Genomic DNA, 22,591 nt, shown 5'->3' on the forward strand with positions numbered 1-22,591 from the left:
GGCAGGAATTGTCGGACAAATGAAACGGGGTTAAGCAGAATTATCCATAAGATCAGCTAAGAAGTCCCTGAGCGCCGGACGCTCTAGCATCCGGCGGGAAATTTACCAGGCGTAATAGATGTGGTCAGCGTGATCGCGAACGGGCGTTTCGTCACCCAACAGTCGAGCAGCAAGGGCCAGCGCAAAGTCAAAAGCATGACCAAGACCTTTGCCGCTGAGCAGGTTTTTATCCTGGACGACCGGTGCATCCACATATTCACCGTCTTTTACCGTCTCCCATAAATCCCCGGAGCAGACGTAGCGACGCCCCCGAAGCAGCCCATTTCCCCCCAGCACGCGCGCCGCTGCTGAACAAATAGGGCAAATCAGCTTTCCGCGCGCGTCATGTGCAGAAATAAAACGGATAACCTGCGGATCCGCGGCCAGATTTGCGCTGCCCTGGGGTCCCCCGGGTAGAACAATCGCATCGTAAAGCGAATCGCTGCGTTCTGATAAGGTGCTGTCTGCCACCATGGGAATGTTATGGTAACTGACCACTGCACGCGACTGCGCGCAGGCCAGAGTTTCCACGTCGATGTTCAGCCGGCGCAAAATATCAATGGTGATAATCGCCTCTGCTTCCTCAAAACCGGGTGCCAACAGCACCGCAACCTTTGCCATCATAAACCTCAATGATTGAAACAAGATAAAACAGTGTTTCATTTTTACATAATCATTAATAACAATCTTGCACGGCGATCACACACTCACCTTTTTGCGATAAATTGATTTAGCGCAATTTTATTCCTCAAAATATATCCTGATTGATTGATCTGTTTTTCACATCGTCACAGAAGATTCTGTTGCCTTAATATTTTCGCTCTTGAAAAAACAATACAAACAATACACAAACACACAAAAATCAATTAGTTATTAATGTGTTAATTTATCTCTATCTGTTTTCATTTCTGTACTATATTAAATTTTGTAATGTATGGTAAACACAGCCTAATTAAGAGTTTTCTTAGACAGAATACAAGGGTATGCTTATTTATATCGAACACAGGAAGTGAATATTCGATCGACTTTTGTCGCAGCAGAAATGCCATTTCTGCATTCCATTATATGTGCCTGCCGGGTCAGGTTAGCCGCGGACATCACGTCCCACAGTCAATAAGGATATGAGTATGACTACCCAAACGATGATGCAAAAACTCAATGCCCAGTTGAACCTCGAGTTCTATGCCTCGAATCTGCACCTGCATATCAGCTCGTGGTGTTCCGAAAACAGTCTCAATGGCTCCGCCACTTTTTTTCGCAGCCAGGCGCAAAGCAACGTCACCCATATGATGCGTGTTTTTAACTTCATGAAAGCCGCAGGTGCGAACCCAACCGTAAAAGCGCTTGATACGATCGACGATAACTACTCTTCTCTGGAAGAATTGTTTGAGAAAACACTGGAACAGTACGAACAGCGTTGCAGCACGCTTAACAAACTGGCCGATGAAGCCAGAGCACAACACGACACCAAAACCCTTAAATTCTTACGCGATATGGATAAAGCGCAACAGCAGGACGGCATGCTGCTCAAAACGCTGGCGGACGAAATCCATAACGCGCAGCAGGCGGGTTTATGTCCGGAACAAACCGACCGTCATCTGCTTGACCTTGTGACGGTACAGCACCACTGATCATTTTTCCTGCTCCCTGCCAGGCGCGCTTTTCGGCCTACCGGGAGCAGGTTCCCCTTCTCGTCGCCAACCTTCTGCTTTTGCTCAGATTTAACAAATCAGATCTCGCTCTCAATGATTAACCACACAACATGTAATGATTTATTTAATTACATTATCATTGACGAGGGAGCATCATGATCACCATTGAGTTTATTGTCATCCTCCTCTGCCTGCTGACAGGTACGCGTTTCGGCGGCATGGGGCTTGGGTTGATAAGCGGTATTGGCCTTTTTATTTTATGTTTTGTCTTTGGTCTGCAACCCGGCAAACCGCCGATTGACGTGATGCTGACCATTCTCGCCGTCATTGGATGTGCCGCAACGCTTCAGACCGCAGGCGGCCTGAACGTCATGATGCAATTTGCTGAGCGCCTGCTGCGCAAACATCCTCAACACATCACGCTTCTCGCCCCTTTTACCACCTGGATGCTGACCTTTCTCTGCGGGACCGGACACGTGGTGTACACCATGTTTCCCATCATTGCGGATATCGCCCTGAAAAAAGGGATCCGCCCGGAACGCCCAATGGCCGTGGCATCAGTGGCATCGCAGATGGCAATTACGGCCTCGCCGGTCTCCGTGGCCGTTGTGTCACTGGTCTCCATTCTGGGCGCGCAGCATGGGCTCGGCCACGCGTGGGGAATACTGGAAATTCTCGCCGTCTCGGTTCCTGCCTCACTGTTCGGTGTGGCGATTGCTGCGCTGTGGAGTTTGCGTCGCGGGAAAGCGTTAGCGGACGATAAGGAGTTTCAGGAAAAGCTCAAAGATCCGAAGCAGCGTGAATTCATCTACGGCGGGACGGAAACGTTAATGAATCAACGTTTTCCAAAACAGGCCTACTGGTCCACGTGGATTTTCTTCGCGGGCATTGCCGTGGTTGTCCTGCTGGGGGCATTCCCTGACCTGCGCCCTGCATTTGAGATAAAAGGAAAAATGACGGCGCTGTCGATGAACCTTGTCATCCAGATGATGATGTTAATTGCCGGTGCCGTAATGCTGATGGCCTGCAAGGTCAATGCGTCTGCCATTTCTAACGGCGCGGTGTTTAAGGCAGGTATGGTCGCGATCTTCTCGGTGTTCGGGGTGGCGTGGATGAGCGATACCTTTTTCCAGGCGCATCTTGATGAGTTAAAGCTGGCGCTGGAAGGCGTGGTGAAAAGTCATCCGTGGACCTACGCGATTGTGCTGTTCCTGGTATCAAAGCTGGTGAACAGCCAGGCGGCAGCCCTGACGGCCGTTGCGCCTATGGGGCTGATGCTGGGAATCGACCCGAAAATGCTGATCGCCTTTTTCCCGGCCTCTTACGGCTATTTTGTCCTGCCGACCTACCCAAGCGATTTAGCCTGCATCGGCTTTGACCGTTCGGGCACAACCCGCATCGGCAAATTTATCATTAACCACAGCTTTATTCTGCCGGGATTAATTGGCGTTAGCTGCGCGTGTGCGGCGAGCTATCTGCTGGTACAGACGTTCTTTTAAGGTGAGCGAAGGGCGACAAACGGTCGCCCTTTTTAGCGTCAGGCGGGCTTTAGTGAGACTCGCCCTGCGGCGTGAATCGCAGTTCAATCAGCGCGATGGCTTTCTGAATAGCGCGAAGCGTGACCGGGTCAGCCGCTGCTGGATGGCTGTTGAAATCGATATTTTTCAGCTGCGTGGACATCTTCTCGCGCACTTCAACCGGCGCAATAACGTCCAGGACATCAAGGATTTGTTTGATAACTAACTGACAGGCGACAACGTCAGACACCAGCTCCTGATCGGCGCTCAGGTTTTGTGACATGGGGCTTTCTCCTTATTTAAAGGCCGCCATAGTAACAAAACGCAGGCCCATTCATCTCCCTCTCGTCGCTTACGGGCACAAAAAAACCCGCCGAAGCAGGTTTTTTTCATCAGAACATTGCGCCCGGTGGCACGTCTTTAAAAGTGTTGCAGTAGTTAGCCCACATACTTTTCAGGATTTTGCGAAGTTTCATCAGGTAGCTCCATTAACTTGTTATACAACTTTATCGTCAATGTGCTTATAATATGACCATCGTCACAAAAATCAATATTTTTGCGACGCACATCACAATTTTATTCTTCGTGCCAAACCTGAAAAGTGGGGCTCACGGCACCTGAAAGCGTCAGCCTACGATCCCGCGAACAAAAGCTTCAATCTCTTTGTCCTGGCAATTCTCAAAGAAGCACTGCTGGAAACGCTGACCCGAAACGGCCGTCTTCACCAGCTCGGGATCGATTGCGCGCAGCGTATCCAGATAGTTCTCTTTCACGACCGCCGCTTTAACCTGGTTCAGAATACCGGCGTTACGCACCTGCGGCTCCTTGCGCTCGGGCGGATAACCTTCACCATTTCGACCAGTGAACGCTTTTTCAAAGATAAACCGAACGTTCAGTTCTGCCCCCCAACCGAAGCCTTTGGCAAACGGCAGGGAGAGCGCGTTACCGTTGTTAATCTGAGCAAACAGGAACGCATCCGCAGGATCAATGCAATAGCCGCAGATAACGCCCGGGTGGATGTTCAGCGACATCAATGCTCCCTGCCCCGTACCGCAGCCGGTCACAACAAAATCAACGGCTTTCGCATTCAGTAAAATGCTCGCCATAATCCCCAGATGGATATAGGTCAGGTGATGGTCATTCTCGTCGCTCATGCCCACGTTATAAACCGGGAACCCTTTTTCATCGGCTACCGTTTTCAACTCTTTCAGTATCACTGGGTTTTTCGCGGCCTGGCTGTTTTCCATCATCAGTGCAATTTTCATTTCATCTCTCCTGAATGCGTGGCGGGAGATCCCGCTATGGATACCTTTACCTGTTCACCCTACTATCAAACAAACAACCTTTCAAATTAAATGAAAGGTTGTTTTAAAAAACAAAGACGGGTTCACAATTTAGCGAGAATGAGACCGTACGCCAAACGTGCATTAAAAAGTTAAAGCAAACCTGTTGCCGCTTCAGCCCGTTAGCTAGACTGCAAAAGTACACGCTAAAACCGTATGGGGTTGACCTGTGAATCAGCGCTGCCGGATGCTTCGCTCCCTCTTTCTACTCGCGTTGACGGGTCTGTTGCTTGTTTGCCCCCCTGCCCGGGCAGAAGAGCCTGTACCGGTCTGGATCTTTGATGCTAACAACTTCGAATTCTGGCGCACACCGCAAGGAGAGTGGCAGGGTTTTTATCCTGAACTGATTAAGGCCATCAATAAACAGGCGGGTACGCAGCTGCAGCTGCGGCCGCTCTCCGGAGCCGATATTAGCCAGCGTTTTGCACAAAATGAGTATGGCGTGTATGCCGGGGTATTGCGCACGGAGAAGCGAGCCAGAACCAAAATTCTCTCAGCACGTTTGTTTGATAACGACGTGGTGGCCGCCAGTCCATCGATGACGGTGACAACAGCCGAACAGCTCAGCCATGCCCGGGTGCTGTTCCGTAAAGACGACGCGACGCTCGACAGCGTGCAACAACGTTATCCCGACCTTAAATTTCGTTCTCTGCGCCTCGTCGCCACCAGCGACGAGGCTTTTCGCTTACTGAGCGACAACCAGGCTGATTTCTATATTAATGACGCTCCGGAGATGGAGAATACCCAGCGCTATTATCTGGTCTCCCGGCCCTTTCCTGAGCTACGCATTCCTGTCGTCCTCGCCTTCAGCCCTGACCTGCTTCCCTTGCGGGATAAAATCAATGCGCTGATTGGCACCTGGTATCGCAACGGCGAAATCAACACGATGCTGGAGGAGAGCAAGCGCAATTACCTGCTAAGCCGTATCACCCTGTCAGAGGAGGAGCGAACCTGGATCGCGCATAACCGCCTGCAGATCAACCTGCCCAAAAACGAGAATTTTGCCCCGCTTATCTGGCGGGACAGCAAGGGCTACCACGGCACAGCCATTGATATGATTAACGACATGCGCGATTTACTGGGCATGAAGGTTGAGGTCAATTTTATCGATCACTATTCGAGTCTTCCGCGACAGCAGTGGGCGGTTCGATTGATTGATATCGTTGATCGAAGCGACAGTGCGCATGCACAGGGTCGTATCGGCCCCGACATCGCCTGGCACAACGCCTATTACAATCGCAGCAGTCAGCCCTTCTTGTGGAACGAAGAGAGTATTCGCAGCCAGCGCGTCGGCGTAATCGACGGTTCGTTTGCCGCAGCCTATTTACGCCAGCGTTTTGGTAGCGATGTGATCATCGTGACCCGGCCAACCATTGACGGTCTTATCGACGCGATTGAGAACGATGAGATTGACTATATTCTGGGCGACCTCAGTTCGCTGGAGTCCACGCTTCGCGGCAACGAACTGTTTCGCGGGGTGCTGAAAGTCGCGGGGGTCACCCGCTCTGAATTTATTATTGGCCCCTGGGTGGATCCGCAGCATCCGCTCTTTCATCTGCTGACTCAGGTTCATCGCCTGTCAGAATACCGCACGCAAATAGAACGTCAGGATGAGCAGAGTTACTTACCCGATTTTTCTAAAAACACGCTGAAGATTATCAGCGTGATTTTGCTGATCGTGGCCCTGTTCAGCATCGGTATGCTGATCATGATGCGTCGCCATTTACGCCAGAACCGGATGGTTAACCGCAATATGGTGCAGGCGCTGGAGAAGGTAAACCGCGCGCACGATGACGAGACCGGCAGCCATATTCAGCGCGTCGCCCGATATTGCGGCTTAATGGCGCGTGAGCTTGGGCTTTCGCGCAAAATGACCCGTGAGATAGAACATTTTGCCTCACTTCACGATGTCGGAAAAATTGCCGTGCCGGAGCGTATTCTGCGTAAGCAAGGCCCGCTGACCCAGGACGAGTTTGCCGAGATGAAACTTCATACCGTGAAAGGGTGGCGGATTATTCAGGGCTTAGAGCTGGGCGCAGTTGCGGAGAATATTATCCATTTCCATCATGAAAAATGGGATGGCAGCGGATATCCGCAGGGGCTACGGGGAGAACAGATCCCGCTGGAAGCCCGCATTCTGGCGCTGGCCGATGTGTATGATGCCCTGAGGCAAAAGCGGGTCTATAAGCCGGGATTCACACACGAGCAAGCCTGCAAAATCATTCTGGAGGGTGACGGCCGCCATTTTGACCCGCAGCTTATTGCGCTGTTTCGCCTGCATCATCTTAAGTTTAAAACCATTTTTGACAGCCTGGCCGACTAAACGGCCCGTCGCAAAGAGAAAGCGCAGATTGCCCGGCTATTCCTCGCATTGCGACTCACATCAGCAGGTACGATAACGTATTTCCACTCACTCAGAGCGAACCATGAAAAGAGTCTTCGTCGCCGGTACGATCCTGCTGCTGGCGGGCTGTAACATTAATCGCCAGGCTGAGGTCAGCACCCTGGACGCGCCAAACGGCATCGTCCGCCTCGACTACGGGCAAGCAATGCTGCAAAACGCCTATTCCGATGAGTATGTTAATAACGGCACCGCAGCTAAAGCGTGTCAGAGCATGGGGTATGCCACCGCCTCTGCCTATGGCCAGCCCATTAAAACCTGCACCCTGACCAGCGGCTCTCTGTGTCTCAATGAGAGCGTGACGATCCAGTATAAATGCATGGGCTTTGCCGTAAACCCTAAAGCAACTAACCCGTGGTATTAATCTGTGCTGCCAGTATTGGCTGGCAGTGTATTTCACTACGAACAAAAACAATTCTCATTAATAAAATATAAATCGGCAATGCGTTTTATTCCCATTCGTATTTTAAATAAAGAAATAATTATTTTACGTTTTGCAAATAATTAAATAACAAATTATAGTGTCGCTCATTGTGAACCAGAATTAATAACCCGGAGCGTCACCATGCTGAAAACTGAAATGATCGACAAGCTCAATGCGCAAATGAACCTTGAGCTTTTTTCATCCCTTCTCTACCAGCAGATGAGCGCCTGGTGCAGCTACCACAGTTTTGAAGGCGCTGCCGCCTTCCTGCGCCGCCACGCGCAGGAAGAGATGACCCACATGCAGCGTCTGTTTGATTATCTGACTGACACGGGCAGCCTGCCGCGCATCGATAACGTTGCGTCCCCGTTTGCCGAGTATAATTCGCTTGATGAGCTGTTCCGTGCGACCTATGAGCACGAGCAGCTGATTACGCAAAAAATTAACGAACTGGTTCATGCGGCAATGATCGGCCAGGATTATCCGACCTTTAATTTCCTGCAGTGGTACGTGGCAGAGCAACACGAAGAAGAGAAACTGTTTAAATCCGTGCTGGATAAATTGTCTCTGGTGGGGAAAACAGGCGAAGGTCTTTACTTTATCGATAAAGAACTTTCTACCCTCGATACACAGAAATAATATTGCTGCGGTGCTGTTTTCAGCGCCGCACTTTTATTCTCCGCGCACAGATTTACATACACCCCGCACAGCTTGTACACCGCCAGTCCTGCGTATTGACCGCCTGGTAAAAATACCGGTAGTTAGCCGTCTCCAGCGGAATACCGGCGTCAAAAAAAACATCTGTCAGCCAGTCTACGTTTTCGATGATCCACTCATCTTCTTTTAGCCCCTGCGCAAAGGTGTCGTCCTCAGGATCGATGATCGAATAAATGGCCCAGGTGCCCATATCCTTTTCAAGACGCGATTCAGGAAGCTGCAGGGCCTGGTTCTGCCAGCTGATTATCCAGTGACCATGGCACAGTAAATTACCGCCCCGGCTCCACGCCGCGGTAAAGGGATTATTTCCCGCCATCTGCCCTCACTTTATTTGAAAACTTATAGTTATTGTTTAAATTACGCCTGATTTTTCGGCAAAAATAGTGCCCTTACGAAGTAGATATCCCCTCCCAAAGGGGCAGGTGCGGGGAGATTACTTAAAGTCGAAAAATATCGTAAATAATTCATTACACCTACTGTAACGGTCATTTGACGAAGCGGGGCTTTTCCCTTACTCTGCGCCGCAGAATTTGTCGCGATTACGAATCGTTGTAGAGGAATGCGTGAAAAACAGAACCCTGGGAAGTATTTTTATCGTCGCCGGAACGACGATTGGCGCAGGAATGCTGGCGATGCCTCTGGCTGCCGCAGGCGTTGGATTTGGAATGACACTGCTGCTCCTTGGCACACTCTGGGCGTTGATGTGCTACACCGCCCTGCTCTTGCTTGAGGTTTATCAGCATGTGCCCGCGGATACCGGCCTGGGTTCTCTTGCGGCACGCTACCTGGGACGCTATGGCCAGTGGATAACCGGCTTTAGCATGATGTTCCTGATGTACGCCCTGACCGCGGCCTATATCAGCGGCGCCGGAGAGTTAATCGCCTCCAGCGTTAACGACTGGTTCGACGCTGACATCACGCCTTCAACGGGCGTTATCTTCTTTGCGCTTATTGGCGGGGGTGTGGTCTGTGTGGGGACTTCGCTGGTCGATCTGTTTAACCGTTTTCTGTTCAGCGCCAAAATACTGTTCCTGATTGTGATGCTGGTTCTGCTGGTACCGCATGTTCACAAGGTCAATCTCCTGACGCTGCCGCTGGAAAAAGGGCTGGCGCTGTCCGCGATCCCGGTTATTTTCACCTCGTTTGGCTTCCATGGCAGCGTGCCCAGCATCGTGAGCTATATGAACGGCGATATCCGTAAGCTACGCCGCGTCTTTATGGTGGGGAGCGCCATCCCGCTGATTGCCTATATTTTCTGGCAACTGGTGACGCTGGGGAGCATTGACGCGTCGACCTTTACCGGGCTGATGGCGGAACACGCTGGCCTGAACGGTTTTCTGCTGGCACTGCGCGAGGTTGTCACCTCCCCGCACGTTGAGCTGGCGGTCCATCTGTTTGCCGACCTGGCGCTGGCCACCTCATTTCTGGGCGTGGCGCTCGGCCTGTTTGATTACCTGGCCGATCTGTTCCAGCGTCGTAATACTGCCGCAGGACGCTTACAGACAGGGGCAGTCACCTTCCTGCCTCCTCTCGCGTTCGCGCTGTTTTACCCGCGTGGGTTCGTGATGGCGCTGGGGTATGCAGGTGTGGCGTTATCCGTGCTGGCCCTGCTGCTCCCTTCCCTGCTGGCCTGGAAGAGCCGCCAGCAGCATCCTCAGCAAGGGTACCGCGTAATGGGCGGCAAACCGCTGCTGTGCATGGTGTTTGCCTGCGGAGTGATGATTATTCTGGTGCAGTGCTTGATAGCCGCAGGGATGCTACCGGAAGTGGGTTAACAAAAAAGGGGCTGAAATCAGCCCCTTTTTATTAGTGCAAACAGCAGCTCTTAAACTTCTTACCGCTGCCGCACGGACACGGATCGTTACGCCCGACCTTTGTGCCGTTAACAATCGGTTTTTTTGCTTCCGGCTGCTGTGGGTTGTCCACCCAGTAATTGTACAAACGCAGAGCCGCAGGCTGAATGCTCTCAATGCTGGCTTTATATTCGTCTTCGCTCAGCTCATCCAGCTTCTCGCTGTTCTCGTCTGTACCGTGCAGCGCAATCGCATCAAGATCGGCCTTCAGCGCTTCCGGTAAGGCTGACCAGTCCGTCAGCGCCACACCGCGCATATAGCCATAACACCACTCTTCAACAACGGTATAGCTCTCGCCGTCGACATCGTTGTAACCAAACATCGGCTCAAACTGATCCGGGTATTCGCTCAGGCGCTCAGCAATGTCGTTCATATGCTTAAAGCAGAGATCGATAAAACGGTGCATTTCACGATCGTTTTTCCAGCGCGGAATGTATTTCTCGCCACCCCACACCGCCACCAGCCAGGTATCTGGCTCAACGACAACAGGGCCGGAAAGGACTGCGGTAAGCATGCCGTCCAGTTCAGACACGTCAATCACGGACGCATCGTCATGACCGTAAGACATTAATGTCTCTTCCAGCCACGCCATTTCGCTTTCATTCAATGGGCCTTCAGTCATCGCTGACACTCCTGATAAAAAAGGAAAAGATCCTGACACATATCTCACGGCTTTCCTATCTGAAGTTTAGGTCTTTATTGCTGCAAAAACGTGCAAATCGTGACCATTGCACAACTTATGGGCTTTGTTGTTAACGATATGTGATCTCCGCTGTAATTTCATCGCGTCCCACAAGGTGCCATATCACCGCACTCTATACTCAAACATGTCACAACCCGCTCAATGGGTTAACCATTCTGGCAACGATTTTGCTTAATGTTCTTCGCGCGAACCTGCGCAGGGAAACCTCGCCGTATTACGCAGGCGTTGTCTGGATCTTGTTCGTTTAGTGCATTTTGTTCTTGCTCGTGTTTTTGGATTGGCTGCGCCGTCGGCGTCCGGGTTTACGCCGTGGTGCAAAAACCTCTTTGCTAAGGAACATAATAATGTCGCTGAAATTTATCAGAACTCCCCTTTCTCTCGTGCTGGCCGGTTGTCTGGTGACGGCATTTTCTGCGCATGCAGATATTGTCATTGGTGTGGCCGGGCCGTTTACCGGCCCAAACGCCACCTATGGCGATCAGTACTGGCACGGTGCAACGCAGGCCGCTGAAGACATTAACGCCGCAGGCGGCATTAACGGCGAGAAGATTAAGCTGGTTCAGGGGGATGATGCCTGCGAGCCGAAACAAGCCGTGGCCGTCGCCAACCGTCTGGTCGACCAGGATAAAGTCAACGCGGTGGTCGGCCATTTCTGCTCCTCTTCCACAATGCCCGCCTCCGAGGTGTACAGCGACGCGGGGATCCTTGCCATTACCCCCGGCTCGACCAACCCCCTCATTACCGAACGAGGCATGACCGATATGTTCCGCATGTGTGGTCGCGATGACCAGCAGGGCCAGGTCGCCAGCGATTTCATTATCGATAAGCTGAAAGCCAAACGTGTGGTCATCATCCATGACAAAGACACCTACGGTCAGGGGCTGGCAGACGCCACCAAAGCTGCGCTGGCGAAGCGCGGGGTTCAGGATGTGATGTATGAGGGCTTATCCCGTGGTGAGAAAGACTTTAACGCGCTGGTGACAAAAATCGGCGCGCAAAAGCCGGATGTGGTGTTCTTCGGCGGTTGTCACCCTGAAGCCGGCCCGCTGGTTCGCCAGATGCGTGAACAGGGCGTGCAGGCGAAATTCTTCTCCGGCGACTGTATCGTCAACGAAGAGATGGTGACCGCGGCGGGTGGACCACAATATACCAAGGGTATTTATATGACCTTTGGTAAGGACCCGCGTCTGATCCCGGATGGGAAAGCGGTCATTGAGAAATTCCGCGCCGGTAAATTCGAGCCTGAAGGTTACACCCTCTACTCTTATGCCTCCGTTCAGGCCATTGCCGCGGCCTTCAAGGCCACGGGCGGTAAAGACTCGGCCAAAGCCAGCGAATGGCTGAAAGCCAATGCCGTCGACACGGTTATGGGCAAAAAAGCCTGGGACAGCAAAGGCGATCTGAAAGTGTCTGACTACGTGGTGTATCAGTGGGACGATAACGGAAAATATAAGGAAGTTCAGTAACGGGACGGAGTCACGCTCAACGCCGGCAGGTTCGCCTGTCGGCGCGTAATAAACATCAGGCTGCGCGTGCCGCGCAGCTTAAAATAACGAGCGCGCTATGATGAGTACATTCTTCCTGCAACAGTTAATAAATGGCTTAACGCTGGGCTCCGTGTATGGATTAATCGCCATCGGCTACACCATGGTGTATGGCATCATTGGTATGATTAATTTCGCCCACGGCGAAGTGTATATGATCTCCGCCTACCTCTGCGCCATTGGCCTGGCGCTGCTCTCTTTCTTCGGCCTGCAGTCGTTCCCGTTGCTTATCCTCGGTACGCTGATCTTCACGATTGTGGTGACCGGTGTTTACGGCTGGACTATCGAGCGCATTGCCTATAAGCCGCTACGCAACTCCACCCGTCTGGCACCGCTTATCTCCGCCATCGGGATGTCACTGATTTTGCAAAACTACGCGCAGCTGAGCCAGGGGCCGCGTCAGCAAGGGGTGCCCACGATGCTGGATGGCGTACTTCGCCTGCATATCGGTGAGGGGTTCGTTCAGATAACCTACACCAAAGTGTTTATTCTGGTTGCCTCGTTCGCCGGCATGCTGTTGCTGACATGGATAATCAACAATACCCGGCTTGGACGGATGTGCCGTGCGGTGCAGCAGGACCGCAAAATGGCCTCCATTCTGGGCATTAACACCGACAGAATCATTTCGCTGGTCTTTGTGATTGGCGCGGCGATGGCCGGCCTGGCGGGTGTGCTCATCACCATGAATTACGGCACCTTCGATTTCTACGTCGGATTTGTCATTGGCATCAAGGCGTTTACCGCAGCGGTGCTCGGCGGGATTGGCTCCCTGCCCGGTGCGATGCTCGGCGGGTTGATTCTGGGCGTCGCCGAGGCGCAATTTTCCGGCATGGTGAACTCAGATTATAAAGATGTGTTCTCGTTTGGCTTGCTGGTCTTGATCCTGATTTTTCGTCCTCAGGGTCTGCTTGGCCGCCCGATTGTCGCCAAAGTGTGAAGGAGAATACGATGACCTCTCACGGCTTTTCGCTTAAGCGCTGCATTCTGGACGCCATTTTTTCCGGGCTGATTGCGTTAATAATTTTTGGCCCGATTGCTGGCGTGGTGTTGGATGGATACAGCTTTAATTTCGCCGGACAGCGGCTCGCATGGATAGTCGGCATCGTGATGCTGGGCCGTTTTCTGCTGAGCGCTTTTTTAGGTACCGCTCCGGGTGCACGTTTCCAGGCACGTTTTGAAGCCGACAGCGCGGGGGTTTATGTCCGACCGCCGGAATACAAAAGCCGCATGCGCTGGATAATCCCGCTGATTATCGCCCTTGCGATCTGCTTTCCCTTTGTTGCCACCAAGTACGTTCTCACCGTCGCCATTCTTGGGCTTATCTACGTGCTTCTCGGTCTCGGGCTAAATATTGTGGTCGGGCTGGCCGGGCTTCTGGATCTCGGTTATGTCGCTTTTTATGCCATCGGCGCTTACGGGCTGGCGCTGGGGTATCAGTATCTGGGATTAGGATTCTGGAGCATGCTGCCGCTGGCGGCAATTATGGCTGCCGCGGCCGGCGCCCTGCTCGGCTTTCCGGTGCTGCGCATGCACGGGGATTACCTGGCGATCGTCACGCTTGGCTTTGGGGAGATTATTCGCCTGATCCTCAACAACTGGCTGACCTTCACCGGCGGCCCGAACGGCGTTTCTGCCCCGCCTCCCACCTTTTTCGGACTGGAGTTTGGCCGCCGTGCCAAAGAAGGAGGCGTGCCCTTTCACGAATTTTTCCATCTGACCTACAACCCGAACATGAAGTTTATCTTTATCTACACGGTCCTGTTCCTGGTGGTGATGCTGGTGCTGTATATCAAGCATCGTCTGACGCGGATGCCTATTGGTCGGGCATGGGAAGCCCTGCGGGAGGATGAAATCGCCTGTCGCTCAATGGGATTAAATCATGTGCTGGTCAAGCTCTCGGCCTTTACGCTGGGTGCGTCGACTGCCGGCATCGCCGGGGTGTTTTTTGCCACTTATCAGGGCTTTGTCAACCCGACATCGTTTACCTTTTTTGAATCGGCGCTGATCCTGGCGATTGTGGTGCTCGGCGGTATGGGCTCAACGCTTGGCGTGGTGCTGGCGGCGTTTGTGCTCACGGTGACGCCGGAGCTGCTGCGCAGTTTTGCCGAGTACCGGGTTTTACTGTTTGGCATGCTGATGGTGGTGATGATGATCTGGCGTCCACGCGGGTTGATCCGCATTAACCGCAGCGGGTTTGCCGTGCGTAAGGGCGTAGCGCCATGAACGGAACGATATTAAGCGTTGAACATCTGATGATGCATTTCGGCGGGATCAAGGCGTTAAACGACGTCAACCTGGACGTGCAGCGCGGTTCAATTACTGCGCTTATTGGCCCAAACGGCGCGGGAAAAACCACCGTCTTCAACTGCCTGACCGGTTTCTATAAGGCTTCCGGCGGCAATATTTTCTTCAATACGCGCAATAAGACGACCAACGTCATTCAGATCCTCGGGCAAAAATTCCAGCCAGGAGACTGGATCCACCCTGCGCAGTTTGGGCAACGCCTGTTCTACAAAATGTTCGGCGGCACTCACCTGGTGAACCGCGCCGGACTTGCGCGCACCTTTCAAAATATTCGTCTTTTTCGCGAGATGTCGGTCGTGGAAAACCTGCTCGTGGCCCAGCACATGCGCGTCAATCGCAACCTGCTGGCTGGCGTATTCAATACGCCAGCGTACCGACGGGCGGAAAACGACGCGCTGGACAGGGCCTTTTACTGGCTGGAGGTGGTCGATCTTGTGGAGTGTGCCAACCGCCTGGCGGGCGAGATGTCGTACGGTCAACAACGGCGCCTGGAGATCGCGCGGGCCATGTGCACCGGCCCGGAAATGATCTGTCTGGATGAACCCGCCGCCGGGCTGAACCCGGTAGAGACACATAAGCTGAGTAACATTATTCGTTTTCTGCGCGACAACCACGGCATAACGGTATTACTGATTGAGCACGACATGGGGATGGTGATGGAAATATCGGACGACATTATTGTGCTCGACCATGGCGATGTGATTGCCCGGGGGAAACCTGAGCAGATCCAGCATGACGAAAAGGTGATTGCCGCCTATCTGGGCACCGATGAAAGCGAGGTCACTCTATGAATGAGCCGCTGCTGGCATTTCGCGAGGTGGATGTGTTCTATGGCGTGATTCAGGCGCTGAAGCAGGTATCCCTCGAAGTGCATAAAGGGGAAACGGTGGCGCTTATCGGCGCGAATGGCGCGGGTAAATCGACATTGCTGATGTCTATTTTTGGCCAGCCGCGTATTCGTAACGGGCAAATCCTGTTTTGCGGCGAAGACATCAGCCATAAATCTACCCACTATGTGGCCTCCGGCGGCATAGCGCAGGCACCCGAGGGGCGGCGTATTTTTCCGGATATGACGGTTGAAGAGAACCTGCTGATGGGGACCATTCCTGTCGGCAATCAATTTGCCGCCGACGATATGCAGAGCATGTTTGAGCTGTTCCCGCGCCTCAAAGAACGCCGTAAACAGCGAGCCATGACCATGTCCGGCGGAGAACAGCAAATGCTTGCCATCGCCCGCGCGCTAATGAGCCGCCCTAAACTGCTACTGCTGGATGAACCCAGCCTGGGTCTGGCGCCCATAGTGGTTAAGCAGATCTTCCAGACGCTGCGCGAGCTGGCTCGCAACGGCATGACCATTTTTCTGGTAGAGCAAAATGCGCATCATGCTCTGAAGCTTTCTGACCGTGGCTACGTCATGGTCAACGGGCAAATTCGCCTCAGCGGCAGCGGCGAGGAGTTGCTGGGAAACCAGGAGGTAAGAAAAGCCTATTTAGGCGGAGTGTAATTCATACGCGTGTCATACGCATGTCGCGCATAACTGTAAATATATGTCAGGCGATGCGACGCGGTTGATTCAATTTACCGCTATTAACATCTTCGCTGATTATTTATGAAAGATAGACATTTGCGGCCATCGGTCCGCTGAGTCCGTTGATACGACAGAACTCAACGCGAATCCCGGGAAGGAGCGTTTCTTTTTCGTTGTTATTAAAGGCTGAAATGTGGAGAAAAACGTCCTTTCGACCATCTGAAGGGATGATTAGGCCTTTGCCGCTGTGCATATCAAAACTTTTGACAATTCCTGTCATTTTACGAGACAAATAAGATCCTCTTAGAAAACATGCATTAACTATACACACAAATTAATTTTAAGCTAATGCAGCGTGACACTTTTTATGTGAGCCTTCCGGAAGGCTAAAATAAAAATTGCTAATTCTCCCGCCTCATGCATTAATGAAGTCGTTGGTTTAATCCACACACGAGCGTAAAAAATTTTACCCGGCAGTCCTCATAACCAGGCGCTATCGCTGATATCCCCTCCTTTTGAGTCCATACGTTTAATATTATACGTTTCTTAGCATTTCAAATACTCACAAGGAGTCTGCATGTCTTCAAGAATTATAGGTTTGGTTAAGTGGTTTAACGAAGATAAAGGTTTCGGTTTTATCTCTCCTGTCGATGGTAGCAAAGATGTGTTTGTGCACTTTTCTGCTCTGCAGGGTGATGATTTTAAAACTCTCTTTGAAGGCCAGAAGGTCGAATTTGCTATCCAGAGTGGCGAAAAAGGCCCTGCTGCTGCAAGCGTAATACTTTGCGATAGATAAAGTTATCACGGACCCGCGATCACGATGATGGATTTTTCCTGAGTAGACGGGTCCTGGATTAGAAGGCTTTTTCTGAGCAACAGGTCAGCATATTTTTCTCGTAGAAAGAGTGTGCTGACCGATGTGATGAAGTGCAGGTCTGCTGCACGAAGAGTCTTAAAGCAGAAGCGAGCTGCTTGTAAAATATCAAAGTGCGTAAGAGGTCAGGCAACCTCCAAAAGCATCACTTCTTCAATGTTGCTTTGCCAAATGAGATCGTCTGTAAAGACGCAAATTCATCATCTGGCAAATGCATTTTTAGAATTTTTGAGCGGTTTTGAAAAGAGTGCTGCAGTGTGGGCAGACAAGTTGAGCCCCTTTTTGTACACGGCTGAAACTATGCTCAGAGTCTTTTGAACAGTTTGGACATGGACATTTTACTAAGTAATTGCGACGGAATTGTGTATTTTTACGTCCTGACATAGGCATCTCCTGATTTAAACGACTGTCACCATACACGTTCACGAAGATGATTGCTTGCTTTTATTTCCGAATGATTGCAAAAACCAAAGAAAGTACAAATGCAACGTTTTTTCGAAAATTAAATACCGCTAATGTTAAAAAAGGTAAATGATATCAACTTAAATATTCACTTCAGATGCCCATGTTGTCATGGCTCCCAATACAGAACGTCGATTTTTGATGTGTCTGAAAAAAATCCGTATGGCGCTAAATGCATTTTCTGCAAATCGACGATGACATTCGCAGACAGACCTGACGGCCAGACAAAAATTTTCGCGCCGTCCTGATCCCCCTCGCCTTCACAGAGAAGGTGCTTAAGCAGATAACGACCAACAAGGTGAGATATGAAGAAAGTCATCGTCTTTTTCAATGGTAAACCGAGCAATGTTGTCACCGTGCTTAAGGGTATTACATCCATACGGCAGGAATATCCGAATGGTGAAGCGATAAACCTGCAGATAATGTCCGCAGGTTTTCCTTCTCTGACCGGCGATCATGAAGTGGTTTATGTGGCGTCGGACAGGGAACTGACTTCTCAGGAAATTCTGGATGCGGCTAAGAAATATTTATAATTACTCTGAATGTATTGCTGTTCTTGTAGATGCCCTTGTTTAAGGGTAATCCCCTTCTTATTTGTGCTGCTAACATCTTTTGTTTACCCTCCCCGCGTTAAAAATCTTATACGGAATGAATAATACGTTAACGCTATCGCGAACAAACACATCCCTAATAGACTTAATTGCGTCATAATATGTCAGGTGGCTTATTGTCTCAGCCCTGATTCATTCAGTTGTGTGTCAGACACAATATGCGTTACCTCATCCAGGTGCCCAATTCTGGCCTCCCCTGAACGATTAAACTTACTCTTATCTATCAACAATAAAGACTGAGAAGCGCGCTTGAGTAGCAGCGATTTGAAGCCGGCGTTGACCCTGTTGGAATCCCACAACCCTCCATGACTGTCTATCCCTTCGCAGGAGAAGATAAACAGGTCGATGTCCAGCACTTTGAGTTGTGAAATCAACGAGGGGTTAACGTAGCAGCCATACTTACGCTCGAGTTTACCGCCGGAGCTAATAAGTTGAATCTGTTCACGTTTGCCCAGTTCCAGACAGATGGGGTGACTGTTAGTAAAGACCTGAATATCGATGTCAGGCAGTTGACGCGCAAGGTACCAGCAGGTTGAGCTGGCATCCAGGGCAATGACCATCCCGGCTTCAATCCACTCCAGCGCCTCTCTGGCGATATCCGCTTTATGCGTGAAGTGGCTCTTAAGGCGAATATGAAAAGGATCACCGCTGTCCTGGTTTTCCCGGTGAATATATTTCGCCCGACCGTGGTTGCGCAGCACTTTTCCCTGCGCCTGCAGTTCGCTGAGATCCCGGCGAATGGTCTCTTTACTGACGTTAAGCTGGGTGGATAAAACGTCCGTCGTCAGACTATGATACTGAATCAACAGGTCGATTATCGTTTGCTGACGTGCCTCTTTCATTTTTTCTCACCCATCATTCGATACACGCCCGCGCTGGCGGGCGCACCGACATGAGATTACGGCGTTACCCCCTTTTTTAAAAGAATATTCCCGTATTTAGCACACTCCCCTGTGACAACGATCGCAAAGGATTTTTTGGCACGTGCGTAAAACGCATAGCGGTCAATGCGGGTAATTGCCGGACAGGGTGCCTGACGTGAAAGCGCATCGCGATAGCGAGCCTCAACACGGGGATCGAGGGAGTCACCCTCAACTGCAGCCATCATCACCAGTGGCGGCGCGTAGCTGTCGAGCTCAAACAGCGGGATAATCGCATGCAGCAATTCGCTGACCTTTAGCCCATCGGCGCGTATAACCTGCGGCCCCATACTGTGGGCGGGGAAATGGGCATCAGAAAAAATAATCTCATCGCCGTGGCCCATTTCGGCCAGGACTTTCAGTAGTTCAGGTGATATTAACGGTGAAATCGTTTTTAACATCTCAAACTCCCTCGATCGGTGCAGATTCGGTTTCCGGAAAGAAGTAGCGGTACTGATAATGCACCTGCGCTCTGGCATGTTCCGGGCTCGTAAATTCTCCGACCCCGTACCAGCCAAACAGGGCTGCCCCCGCGACAGTGGTTTCAGCATCATCAAGTACCTTGATGGGGATGCCGAGCATATTGGCTTTGATCTGGTTCCACAGCATGTTACGGCTGCCACCGCCGACCAGCAGCAGTTCAGTCGCATTGAAGTGACCAATCTTTTCCAGCGTGCGCAGATTCTGCGCCAGCTGCCCGGTGAGGCCCTCCAGCGCAGCGCGATAAAAATGACCGCGTGTGGTGTTGAGTGTGACGCCCTCCCAGCCTGCATGCTGACAGCCGAGGAGATCACAGTGCATTTTCACCCCTTCGGACCCCATGGGTATGCGGCGGGCTGTCTCAATCAGCGTTTGCCAGGGCGTCTCTTCGGTCCAAAGCAGTTTACGTACCCATTCAAGTACGCCCGATGCCAGCCACTGCATGCCAGGGTTATACAGCCCTGGCTGGCTGTCCAGTTCGCAGGTAGAACCGACGTAGCGACTGAGCAGCGGCGTGTTGACCTGCGCACTGCGCACCATCAGGATCTCCCATGTTCCCGAGGAGAGGACGGGTTCATCCGCCGCGGCACCTGCACCAAACAACGCAAACTGGGTATCGTGTCCGGCGGAAATCACCGGGATACCGGCGGGTAGGTCAAGCCATTGGGCAGCATCAGACTGTAAATTACCGACGAGCTCACCGGCTTCCACCAGACGTGGGAAGAGCCGACGCGGCAAACCCGCCGCCTGCAAAATTTCATGGCTGAAATCGCGCTGTTGAATATCCAGCATCTGGCTGGTCCCTGCCATAGTAACGTCGGTGGTGAATTCGCCGGTCAGACGGTGGTTAATCAGCGACGAGATAAACAGCCAGGCGTGTGCCTGTTCCAACAGCTGCGGGTGATTTTCTTTTAGCCACACCAGCTTATACAGCGTATTGAAGCCAAATGCCCCCACGCCGGAAATGTCCTGAAGCCGCTGAGGTGACAGCAAGCGGCCAATATTTTTCATCACTTCGGCGGTGCGTGGGCATTTCCAGCTGATGATTGGGTAGAGCAGCCTGCCGTGCTCATCGACCAGCGCGCCATCAACGCCGAAGGTGGTCACCGTGACGCCGCGAACGTGGCAGTTTGCCAGACTCGTCTTCAGCGAGCGGCAACAGTCCGCGAAGCGTTGCATAATGGCCTCGAGAGACCACTGGTGCCAGGCGCTATTTTCTATGGCGATGTCGCTGGCATTTGCCGTAGCGGCACGGGCGATAATTTTGCCCTGCCGGTCAACGGCAATGGCCCGGATATTGGTCGCTCCGCAGTCGAGAACCAGAATAACCTCTTGTTTCATAGCAACTCCTGAAACGTCGCCGGCTAACGTGTCGCTTATCCGGCCTGCAATTCGGTGTTTTACAGGCCCGGTAAACATACGCTACCGGGCAAAGACGTTTACTCAACGTTTGTACAGCGGGCCATAGTTTTGACAGGCACGATAATCCTGGCCTTCGCTATCCATGCCGTGCGCAGCCCAGGCGGAAGGACGATAGACCTTCGACTCTTCCACGTTATGCATGCAGACCGGAATTCGCAGCATTGATGCCAGGGTGATGAAGTCTGCGCCGACGTGGCCGATGGTCAACACGCCATGGTTTGCCCCCCAGTTCGCCATCACGGAATAAACGTCGGTAAAGGGACCTTTACCCGTCAGACGTGGTGCAAACCAGGTGGTCGGCCAGGTTGAGTTGGTACGGGCGTCAAGCTGATCGTGCATCTCTTTCGGCAGTTCCACGCTCCAGCCTTCTGCAATCTGCAGAACCGGGCCAAGACCTTTTATGATATTCACGCGAGTCATGGTGAACGGCACGCCGCCTTCCGTCAGGAAGCGAGAAGAGAAACCGCCGCCGCGGAAATATTCATGTATCGCCGGACACCATTCGGTGGCCGCCAGGCAGGCATCAACCTCCTGCTGGCTAATGTTCCAGAATGGTTTCATCGTTGGCTTGCCATCGCTGTCGCGCTGTTTGCATGAGCCATCGAGAGCCGCAGAGCCGGAGTTGATCAGGTGGATAATACCCTTCTCAGCCAGACCGCTGAGCGGTTGACCGGTCACGCGCGCTACCGCTTCTGGAGACCAGTAGGTGCGCACGTCGGCGAACACCTGTGCTGTGCCGGTCAACTGGTGGCCCATTAGCATCGCGACGCCGTTGAGGCTGTCATTTTCGGTCGCGACGACAAAGGGTTCACGCACGCCATTCCAGTCAAAGGAACTGTTAAGCAACGCTTCGGCGGTATCGCCGTTCGGGTATTGATCGGTCCAGTGACGCTGGCCCTGGAAGCCTGCCGCAATGGCGTTGTAGCCCAGCGATTCTTCCACCCGCCCTTTTTCCGCCAGTGCTGGGTTGCCCTGCATCATGTCGCGGATACACATCGCCATCAGCAGGCTCTCTTTCAGCACCTCACGGTTTTGCGCTTCGTTACGCTTATACTGCTGCGCGTTCTGGTCTTCGCCGTAGCGGAAGTTTTTGTCCGCCCAGGCCAGCGCCATTTCCAGTTCGGTTTCATCGAAGATTTTCTGATCAATGCGGCGGCGCAGTTCAGTCATATCAACTGCCTGTACCTTCATCCCCAGCCAGGATTCGAAGAAGTTAGGGTCGACGATGGAACCGGCAATCCCCATCGACACACCCCCAATGGAGAGATAGCTTTTCCCCTTCATACTGGCGACGGCTAAACCGGCACGCGCAAAGCGCAGCAGTTTTTCCTCAACATCTTCGGGAATCGAGGTGTCGTCGGCGTCCTGGACATCATGACCATAAATAGAGAATGCCGGAATCCCTTTCTGGCTGTGTGCAGCCAGCGCGGCGGCCAGATAAACGGCACCCGGACGTTCAGTCCCGTTAAAACCCCAGATGGCTTTCGGACGCATGGGGTCCATATCGATCGTTTCGCTCCCGTAGCACCAGCACGGCGTCACGGTGATGGTCACGCCGACGTTCTGGCTGCTGAATTTTTCTTCACAGGCGGCAGATTCGGCCATCCCTGCAATGCAACCGTCAGCAATGACGCATTCAATTTGCTCGCCGTTGGGGTGACGAAGCTTTTCAGTGAGCAGCGCGGCGGTGGCGTTGGCCATATTCAGGGTTTGCTCCTCCAGAGACTCACGAACCCCCATACGACGACCATCAATCACCGGACGGATACCTATTTTCGGTAAGCTGATTTTTTTCAT

26 protein-coding genes are annotated in these 22,591 nt (G+C 52.2%); 14 read left to right on the top strand and 12 right to left on the bottom strand.

Annotated features, from left to right (window positions below):
- Positions 1-102: 102 nt before the first annotated feature.
- Positions 103-660 carry a DJ-1 family glyoxalase III gene (locus AAIR21_RS00795; RefSeq protein WP_032679709.1) on the bottom strand — a complete coding sequence of 186 codons (558 nt, stop codon included), beginning with the start codon at positions 658-660 and terminating at the stop codon, positions 103-105.
- A gap of 506 nt (positions 661-1,166) precedes the next feature.
- Between AAIR21_RS00795 and AAIR21_RS00800 the strand changes: the two genes are divergently transcribed.
- Together AAIR21_RS00800 and AAIR21_RS00805 are read left to right on the top strand one after the other, a co-directional pair.
- Positions 1,167-1,670, top strand: a complete 504-nt coding sequence (locus AAIR21_RS00800; protein ID WP_020883369.1) for a non-heme ferritin-like protein — start codon at positions 1,167-1,169, stop codon at positions 1,668-1,670.
- Positions 1,671-1,846: 176 nt separating this feature from the next.
- Positions 1,847-3,190: an anaerobic C4-dicarboxylate transporter gene (locus AAIR21_RS00805; RefSeq protein ID WP_183516186.1), complete on the top strand. Its 1,344-nt coding sequence runs from the start codon at positions 1,847-1,849 to the stop codon at positions 3,188-3,190.
- 49 nt (positions 3,191-3,239) lie between these two features.
- On the opposite strand, the gene AAIR21_RS00810 is transcribed toward AAIR21_RS00805, so the two are convergent.
- The 3 genes from AAIR21_RS00810 to AAIR21_RS00820 form a co-directional block, all read right to left on the bottom strand.
- Positions 3,240-3,491, bottom strand: a complete 252-nt coding sequence (locus AAIR21_RS00810) for a DUF2766 family protein (protein WP_014170688.1) — start codon at positions 3,489-3,491, stop codon at positions 3,240-3,242.
- Between the two features lie 109 nt (positions 3,492-3,600).
- Complete coding sequence (gene azuC / locus AAIR21_RS00815) at positions 3,601-3,684, bottom strand: stress response protein AzuC (protein WP_014832437.1); 84 nt, start codon at positions 3,682-3,684, stop codon at positions 3,601-3,603.
- 150 nt (positions 3,685-3,834) lie between these two features.
- Positions 3,835-4,473, bottom strand: a complete 639-nt coding sequence (locus tag AAIR21_RS00820) for an RpiB/LacA/LacB family sugar-phosphate isomerase (RefSeq protein WP_020883367.1) — start codon at positions 4,471-4,473, stop codon at positions 3,835-3,837.
- Between the two features lie 247 nt (positions 4,474-4,720).
- Here AAIR21_RS00820 and AAIR21_RS00825 point away from each other — a divergent pair, with 247 nt between their 5' ends.
- From AAIR21_RS00825 to ftnA, 3 genes are all read left to right on the top strand, one after another.
- Positions 4,721-6,874 (top strand): HD domain-containing phosphohydrolase, encoded by a 2,154-nt coding sequence (locus tag AAIR21_RS00825; protein ID WP_350223473.1) that lies wholly within the window; start codon positions 4,721-4,723, stop codon positions 6,872-6,874.
- Between the two features lie 103 nt (positions 6,875-6,977).
- On the top strand, positions 6,978-7,316 hold the full coding sequence (gene yecR / locus AAIR21_RS00830; RefSeq protein ID WP_068794752.1) for a YecR family lipoprotein: 339 nt from the start codon (positions 6,978-6,980) through the stop codon (positions 7,314-7,316).
- A 201-nt stretch (positions 7,317-7,517) separates the two neighbouring features.
- Positions 7,518-8,015, top strand: coding sequence for a non-heme ferritin (gene ftnA, locus AAIR21_RS00835; RefSeq protein ID WP_014170693.1), 498 nt, complete (start codon positions 7,518-7,520; stop codon positions 8,013-8,015).
- 52 nt (positions 8,016-8,067) lie between these two features.
- On the opposite strand, the gene AAIR21_RS00840 is transcribed toward ftnA, so the two are convergent.
- Entirely contained in the window at positions 8,068-8,409 is a 342-nt protein-coding gene (locus AAIR21_RS00840; protein ID WP_059306854.1) for a hypothetical protein, read from the bottom strand.
- 247 nt (positions 8,410-8,656) lie between these two features.
- Here AAIR21_RS00840 and tyrP point away from each other — a divergent pair, with 247 nt between their 5' ends.
- Complete coding sequence (gene tyrP / locus AAIR21_RS00845) at positions 8,657-9,868, top strand: tyrosine transporter TyrP (protein ID WP_059306855.1); 1,212 nt, start codon at positions 8,657-8,659, stop codon at positions 9,866-9,868.
- A gap of 31 nt (positions 9,869-9,899) precedes the next feature.
- On the opposite strand, the gene AAIR21_RS00850 is transcribed toward tyrP, so the two are convergent.
- Positions 9,900-10,568 carry a YecA family protein gene (locus tag AAIR21_RS00850; RefSeq protein ID WP_020883362.1) on the bottom strand — a complete coding sequence of 223 codons (669 nt, stop codon included), beginning with the start codon at positions 10,566-10,568 and terminating at the stop codon, positions 9,900-9,902.
- 425 nt (positions 10,569-10,993) lie between these two features.
- Between AAIR21_RS00850 and AAIR21_RS00855 the strand changes: the two genes are divergently transcribed.
- From AAIR21_RS00855 to AAIR21_RS00875, 5 genes are all read left to right on the top strand, one after another.
- Positions 10,994-12,115, top strand: coding sequence for a branched-chain amino acid ABC transporter substrate-binding protein (locus AAIR21_RS00855; RefSeq protein WP_020883361.1), 1,122 nt, complete (start codon positions 10,994-10,996; stop codon positions 12,113-12,115).
- A gap of 100 nt (positions 12,116-12,215) precedes the next feature.
- Complete coding sequence (locus AAIR21_RS00860) at positions 12,216-13,130, top strand: ABC transporter permease subunit (protein WP_025203827.1); 915 nt, start codon at positions 12,216-12,218, stop codon at positions 13,128-13,130.
- 11 nt (positions 13,131-13,141) lie between these two features.
- Complete coding sequence (gene livM, locus AAIR21_RS00865; RefSeq protein WP_020883360.1) at positions 13,142-14,416, top strand: high-affinity branched-chain amino acid ABC transporter permease LivM; 1,275 nt, start codon at positions 13,142-13,144, stop codon at positions 14,414-14,416.
- Positions 14,413-15,288, top strand: coding sequence for an ABC transporter ATP-binding protein (locus AAIR21_RS00870; protein WP_014170700.1), 876 nt, complete (start codon positions 14,413-14,415; stop codon positions 15,286-15,288). The genes livM and AAIR21_RS00870 overlap by 4 nt, the downstream gene beginning before the upstream one ends.
- On the top strand, positions 15,285-16,001 hold the full coding sequence (locus AAIR21_RS00875; RefSeq protein ID WP_014170701.1) for an ABC transporter ATP-binding protein: 717 nt from the start codon (positions 15,285-15,287) through the stop codon (positions 15,999-16,001). Before AAIR21_RS00870 ends, AAIR21_RS00875 begins: the two co-directional genes overlap by 4 nt.
- Before the next feature lie 103 nt (positions 16,002-16,104).
- Here AAIR21_RS00875 and cspF read toward each other — a convergent pair whose 3' ends face one another.
- Positions 16,105-16,317: a cold shock-like protein CspF gene (gene cspF, locus AAIR21_RS00880; protein WP_025203826.1), complete on the bottom strand. Its 213-nt coding sequence runs from the start codon at positions 16,315-16,317 to the stop codon at positions 16,105-16,107.
- A gap of 285 nt (positions 16,318-16,602) precedes the next feature.
- Between cspF and AAIR21_RS00885 the strand changes: the two genes are divergently transcribed.
- Positions 16,603-16,821, top strand: coding sequence for a cold shock domain-containing protein (locus tag AAIR21_RS00885; RefSeq protein WP_014170702.1), 219 nt, complete (start codon positions 16,603-16,605; stop codon positions 16,819-16,821).
- A gap of 297 nt (positions 16,822-17,118) precedes the next feature.
- Here AAIR21_RS00885 and AAIR21_RS00890 read toward each other — a convergent pair whose 3' ends face one another.
- Complete coding sequence (locus tag AAIR21_RS00890; protein ID WP_305961753.1) at positions 17,119-17,289, bottom strand: YnfU family zinc-binding protein; 171 nt, start codon at positions 17,287-17,289, stop codon at positions 17,119-17,121.
- A gap of 125 nt (positions 17,290-17,414) precedes the next feature.
- Between AAIR21_RS00890 and ymcF the strand changes: the two genes are divergently transcribed.
- On the top strand, positions 17,415-17,609 hold the full coding sequence (gene ymcF, locus AAIR21_RS00895) for a cold shock small protein YmcF (RefSeq protein ID WP_044868437.1): 195 nt from the start codon (positions 17,415-17,417) through the stop codon (positions 17,607-17,609).
- 57 nt (positions 17,610-17,666) lie between these two features.
- Positions 17,667-17,894, top strand: a complete 228-nt coding sequence (locus tag AAIR21_RS00900; RefSeq protein WP_014170703.1) for a hypothetical protein — start codon at positions 17,667-17,669, stop codon at positions 17,892-17,894.
- A 191-nt stretch (positions 17,895-18,085) separates the two neighbouring features.
- Here AAIR21_RS00900 and fucR read toward each other — a convergent pair whose 3' ends face one another.
- The 4 genes from fucR to fucI all read right to left on the bottom strand — a co-directional run bounded on the left by fucR (position 18,086) and on the right by fucI (position 22,591).
- A complete protein-coding gene (gene fucR / locus AAIR21_RS00905) occupies positions 18,086-18,814 on the bottom strand; it encodes an L-fucose operon activator (RefSeq protein ID WP_183516185.1) in 729 nt (242 codons plus the stop codon).
- Positions 18,815-18,870: 56 nt separating this feature from the next.
- Positions 18,871-19,293 (bottom strand): L-fucose mutarotase, encoded by a 423-nt coding sequence (gene fucU, locus AAIR21_RS00910; protein WP_020883358.1) that lies wholly within the window; start codon positions 19,291-19,293, stop codon positions 18,871-18,873.
- A gap of 1 nt (position 19,294) precedes the next feature.
- Positions 19,295-20,713, bottom strand: coding sequence for an L-fuculokinase (fucK, locus tag AAIR21_RS00915; RefSeq protein WP_183516184.1), 1,419 nt, complete (start codon positions 20,711-20,713; stop codon positions 19,295-19,297).
- A gap of 102 nt (positions 20,714-20,815) precedes the next feature.
- Positions 20,816-22,591: an L-fucose isomerase gene (gene fucI, locus AAIR21_RS00920; RefSeq protein ID WP_410379949.1), complete on the bottom strand. Its 1,776-nt coding sequence runs from the start codon at positions 22,589-22,591 to the stop codon at positions 20,816-20,818.

Origin of the sequence: Enterobacter sp. PTB (assembly GCF_051130085.1) — a bacterium.
Lineage (GTDB): Bacteria > Pseudomonadota > Gammaproteobacteria > Enterobacterales > Enterobacteriaceae > Enterobacter > Enterobacter ludwigii.

Bases quoted from the DNA above. Each gene is read 5' to 3' on its own strand.
- AAIR21_RS00795 (WP_032679709.1), bottom strand. From the start codon at position 660: ATGGCAAAGGTTGCGGTGCTGTTGGCACCCGGTTTTGAGGAAGCAGAG.
- AAIR21_RS00800 (WP_020883369.1), top strand. From the start codon at position 1,167: ATGACTACCCAAACGATGATGCAAAAACTCAATGCCCAGTTGAACCTC.
- AAIR21_RS00805 (WP_183516186.1), top strand. From the start codon at position 1,847: ATGATCACCATTGAGTTTATTGTCATCCTCCTCTGCCTGCTGACAGGT.
- AAIR21_RS00810 (WP_014170688.1), bottom strand. From the start codon at position 3,491: ATGTCACAAAACCTGAGCGCCGATCAGGAGCTGGTGTCTGACGTTGTC.
- azuC (WP_014832437.1), bottom strand. From the start codon at position 3,684: ATGAAACTTCGCAAAATCCTGAAAAGTATGTGGGCTAACTACTGCAAC.
- AAIR21_RS00820 (WP_020883367.1), bottom strand. From the start codon at position 4,473: ATGAAAATTGCACTGATGATGGAAAACAGCCAGGCCGCGAAAAACCCA.
- yecR (WP_068794752.1), top strand. From the start codon at position 6,978: ATGAAAAGAGTCTTCGTCGCCGGTACGATCCTGCTGCTGGCGGGCTGT.
- ftnA (WP_014170693.1), top strand. From the start codon at position 7,518: ATGCTGAAAACTGAAATGATCGACAAGCTCAATGCGCAAATGAACCTT.
- AAIR21_RS00840 (WP_059306854.1), bottom strand. From the start codon at position 8,409: ATGGCGGGAAATAATCCCTTTACCGCGGCGTGGAGCCGGGGCGGTAAT.
- AAIR21_RS00850 (WP_020883362.1), bottom strand. From the start codon at position 10,568: ATGACTGAAGGCCCATTGAATGAAAGCGAAATGGCGTGGCTGGAAGAG.
- AAIR21_RS00855 (WP_020883361.1), top strand. From the start codon at position 10,994: ATGTCGCTGAAATTTATCAGAACTCCCCTTTCTCTCGTGCTGGCCGGT.
- AAIR21_RS00860 (WP_025203827.1), top strand. From the start codon at position 12,216: ATGAGTACATTCTTCCTGCAACAGTTAATAAATGGCTTAACGCTGGGC.
- livM (WP_020883360.1), top strand. From the start codon at position 13,142: ATGACCTCTCACGGCTTTTCGCTTAAGCGCTGCATTCTGGACGCCATT.
- AAIR21_RS00870 (WP_014170700.1), top strand. From the start codon at position 14,413: ATGAACGGAACGATATTAAGCGTTGAACATCTGATGATGCATTTCGGC.
- AAIR21_RS00875 (WP_014170701.1), top strand. From the start codon at position 15,285: ATGAATGAGCCGCTGCTGGCATTTCGCGAGGTGGATGTGTTCTATGGC.
- AAIR21_RS00885 (WP_014170702.1), top strand. From the start codon at position 16,603: ATGTCTTCAAGAATTATAGGTTTGGTTAAGTGGTTTAACGAAGATAAA.
- AAIR21_RS00890 (WP_305961753.1), bottom strand. From the start codon at position 17,289: ATGCCTATGTCAGGACGTAAAAATACACAATTCCGTCGCAATTACTTA.
- ymcF (WP_044868437.1), top strand. From the start codon at position 17,415: ATGTTAAAAAAGGTAAATGATATCAACTTAAATATTCACTTCAGATGC.
- AAIR21_RS00900 (WP_014170703.1), top strand. From the start codon at position 17,667: ATGAAGAAAGTCATCGTCTTTTTCAATGGTAAACCGAGCAATGTTGTC.
- fucR (WP_183516185.1), bottom strand. From the start codon at position 18,814: ATGAAAGAGGCACGTCAGCAAACGATAATCGACCTGTTGATTCAGTAT.
- fucU (WP_020883358.1), bottom strand. From the start codon at position 19,293: ATGTTAAAAACGATTTCACCGTTAATATCACCTGAACTACTGAAAGTC.
- fucK (WP_183516184.1), bottom strand. From the start codon at position 20,713: ATGAAACAAGAGGTTATTCTGGTTCTCGACTGCGGAGCGACCAATATC.
- fucI (WP_410379949.1), bottom strand. From the start codon at position 22,591: ATGAAAAAAATCAGCTTACCGAAAATAGGTATCCGTCCGGTGATTGAT.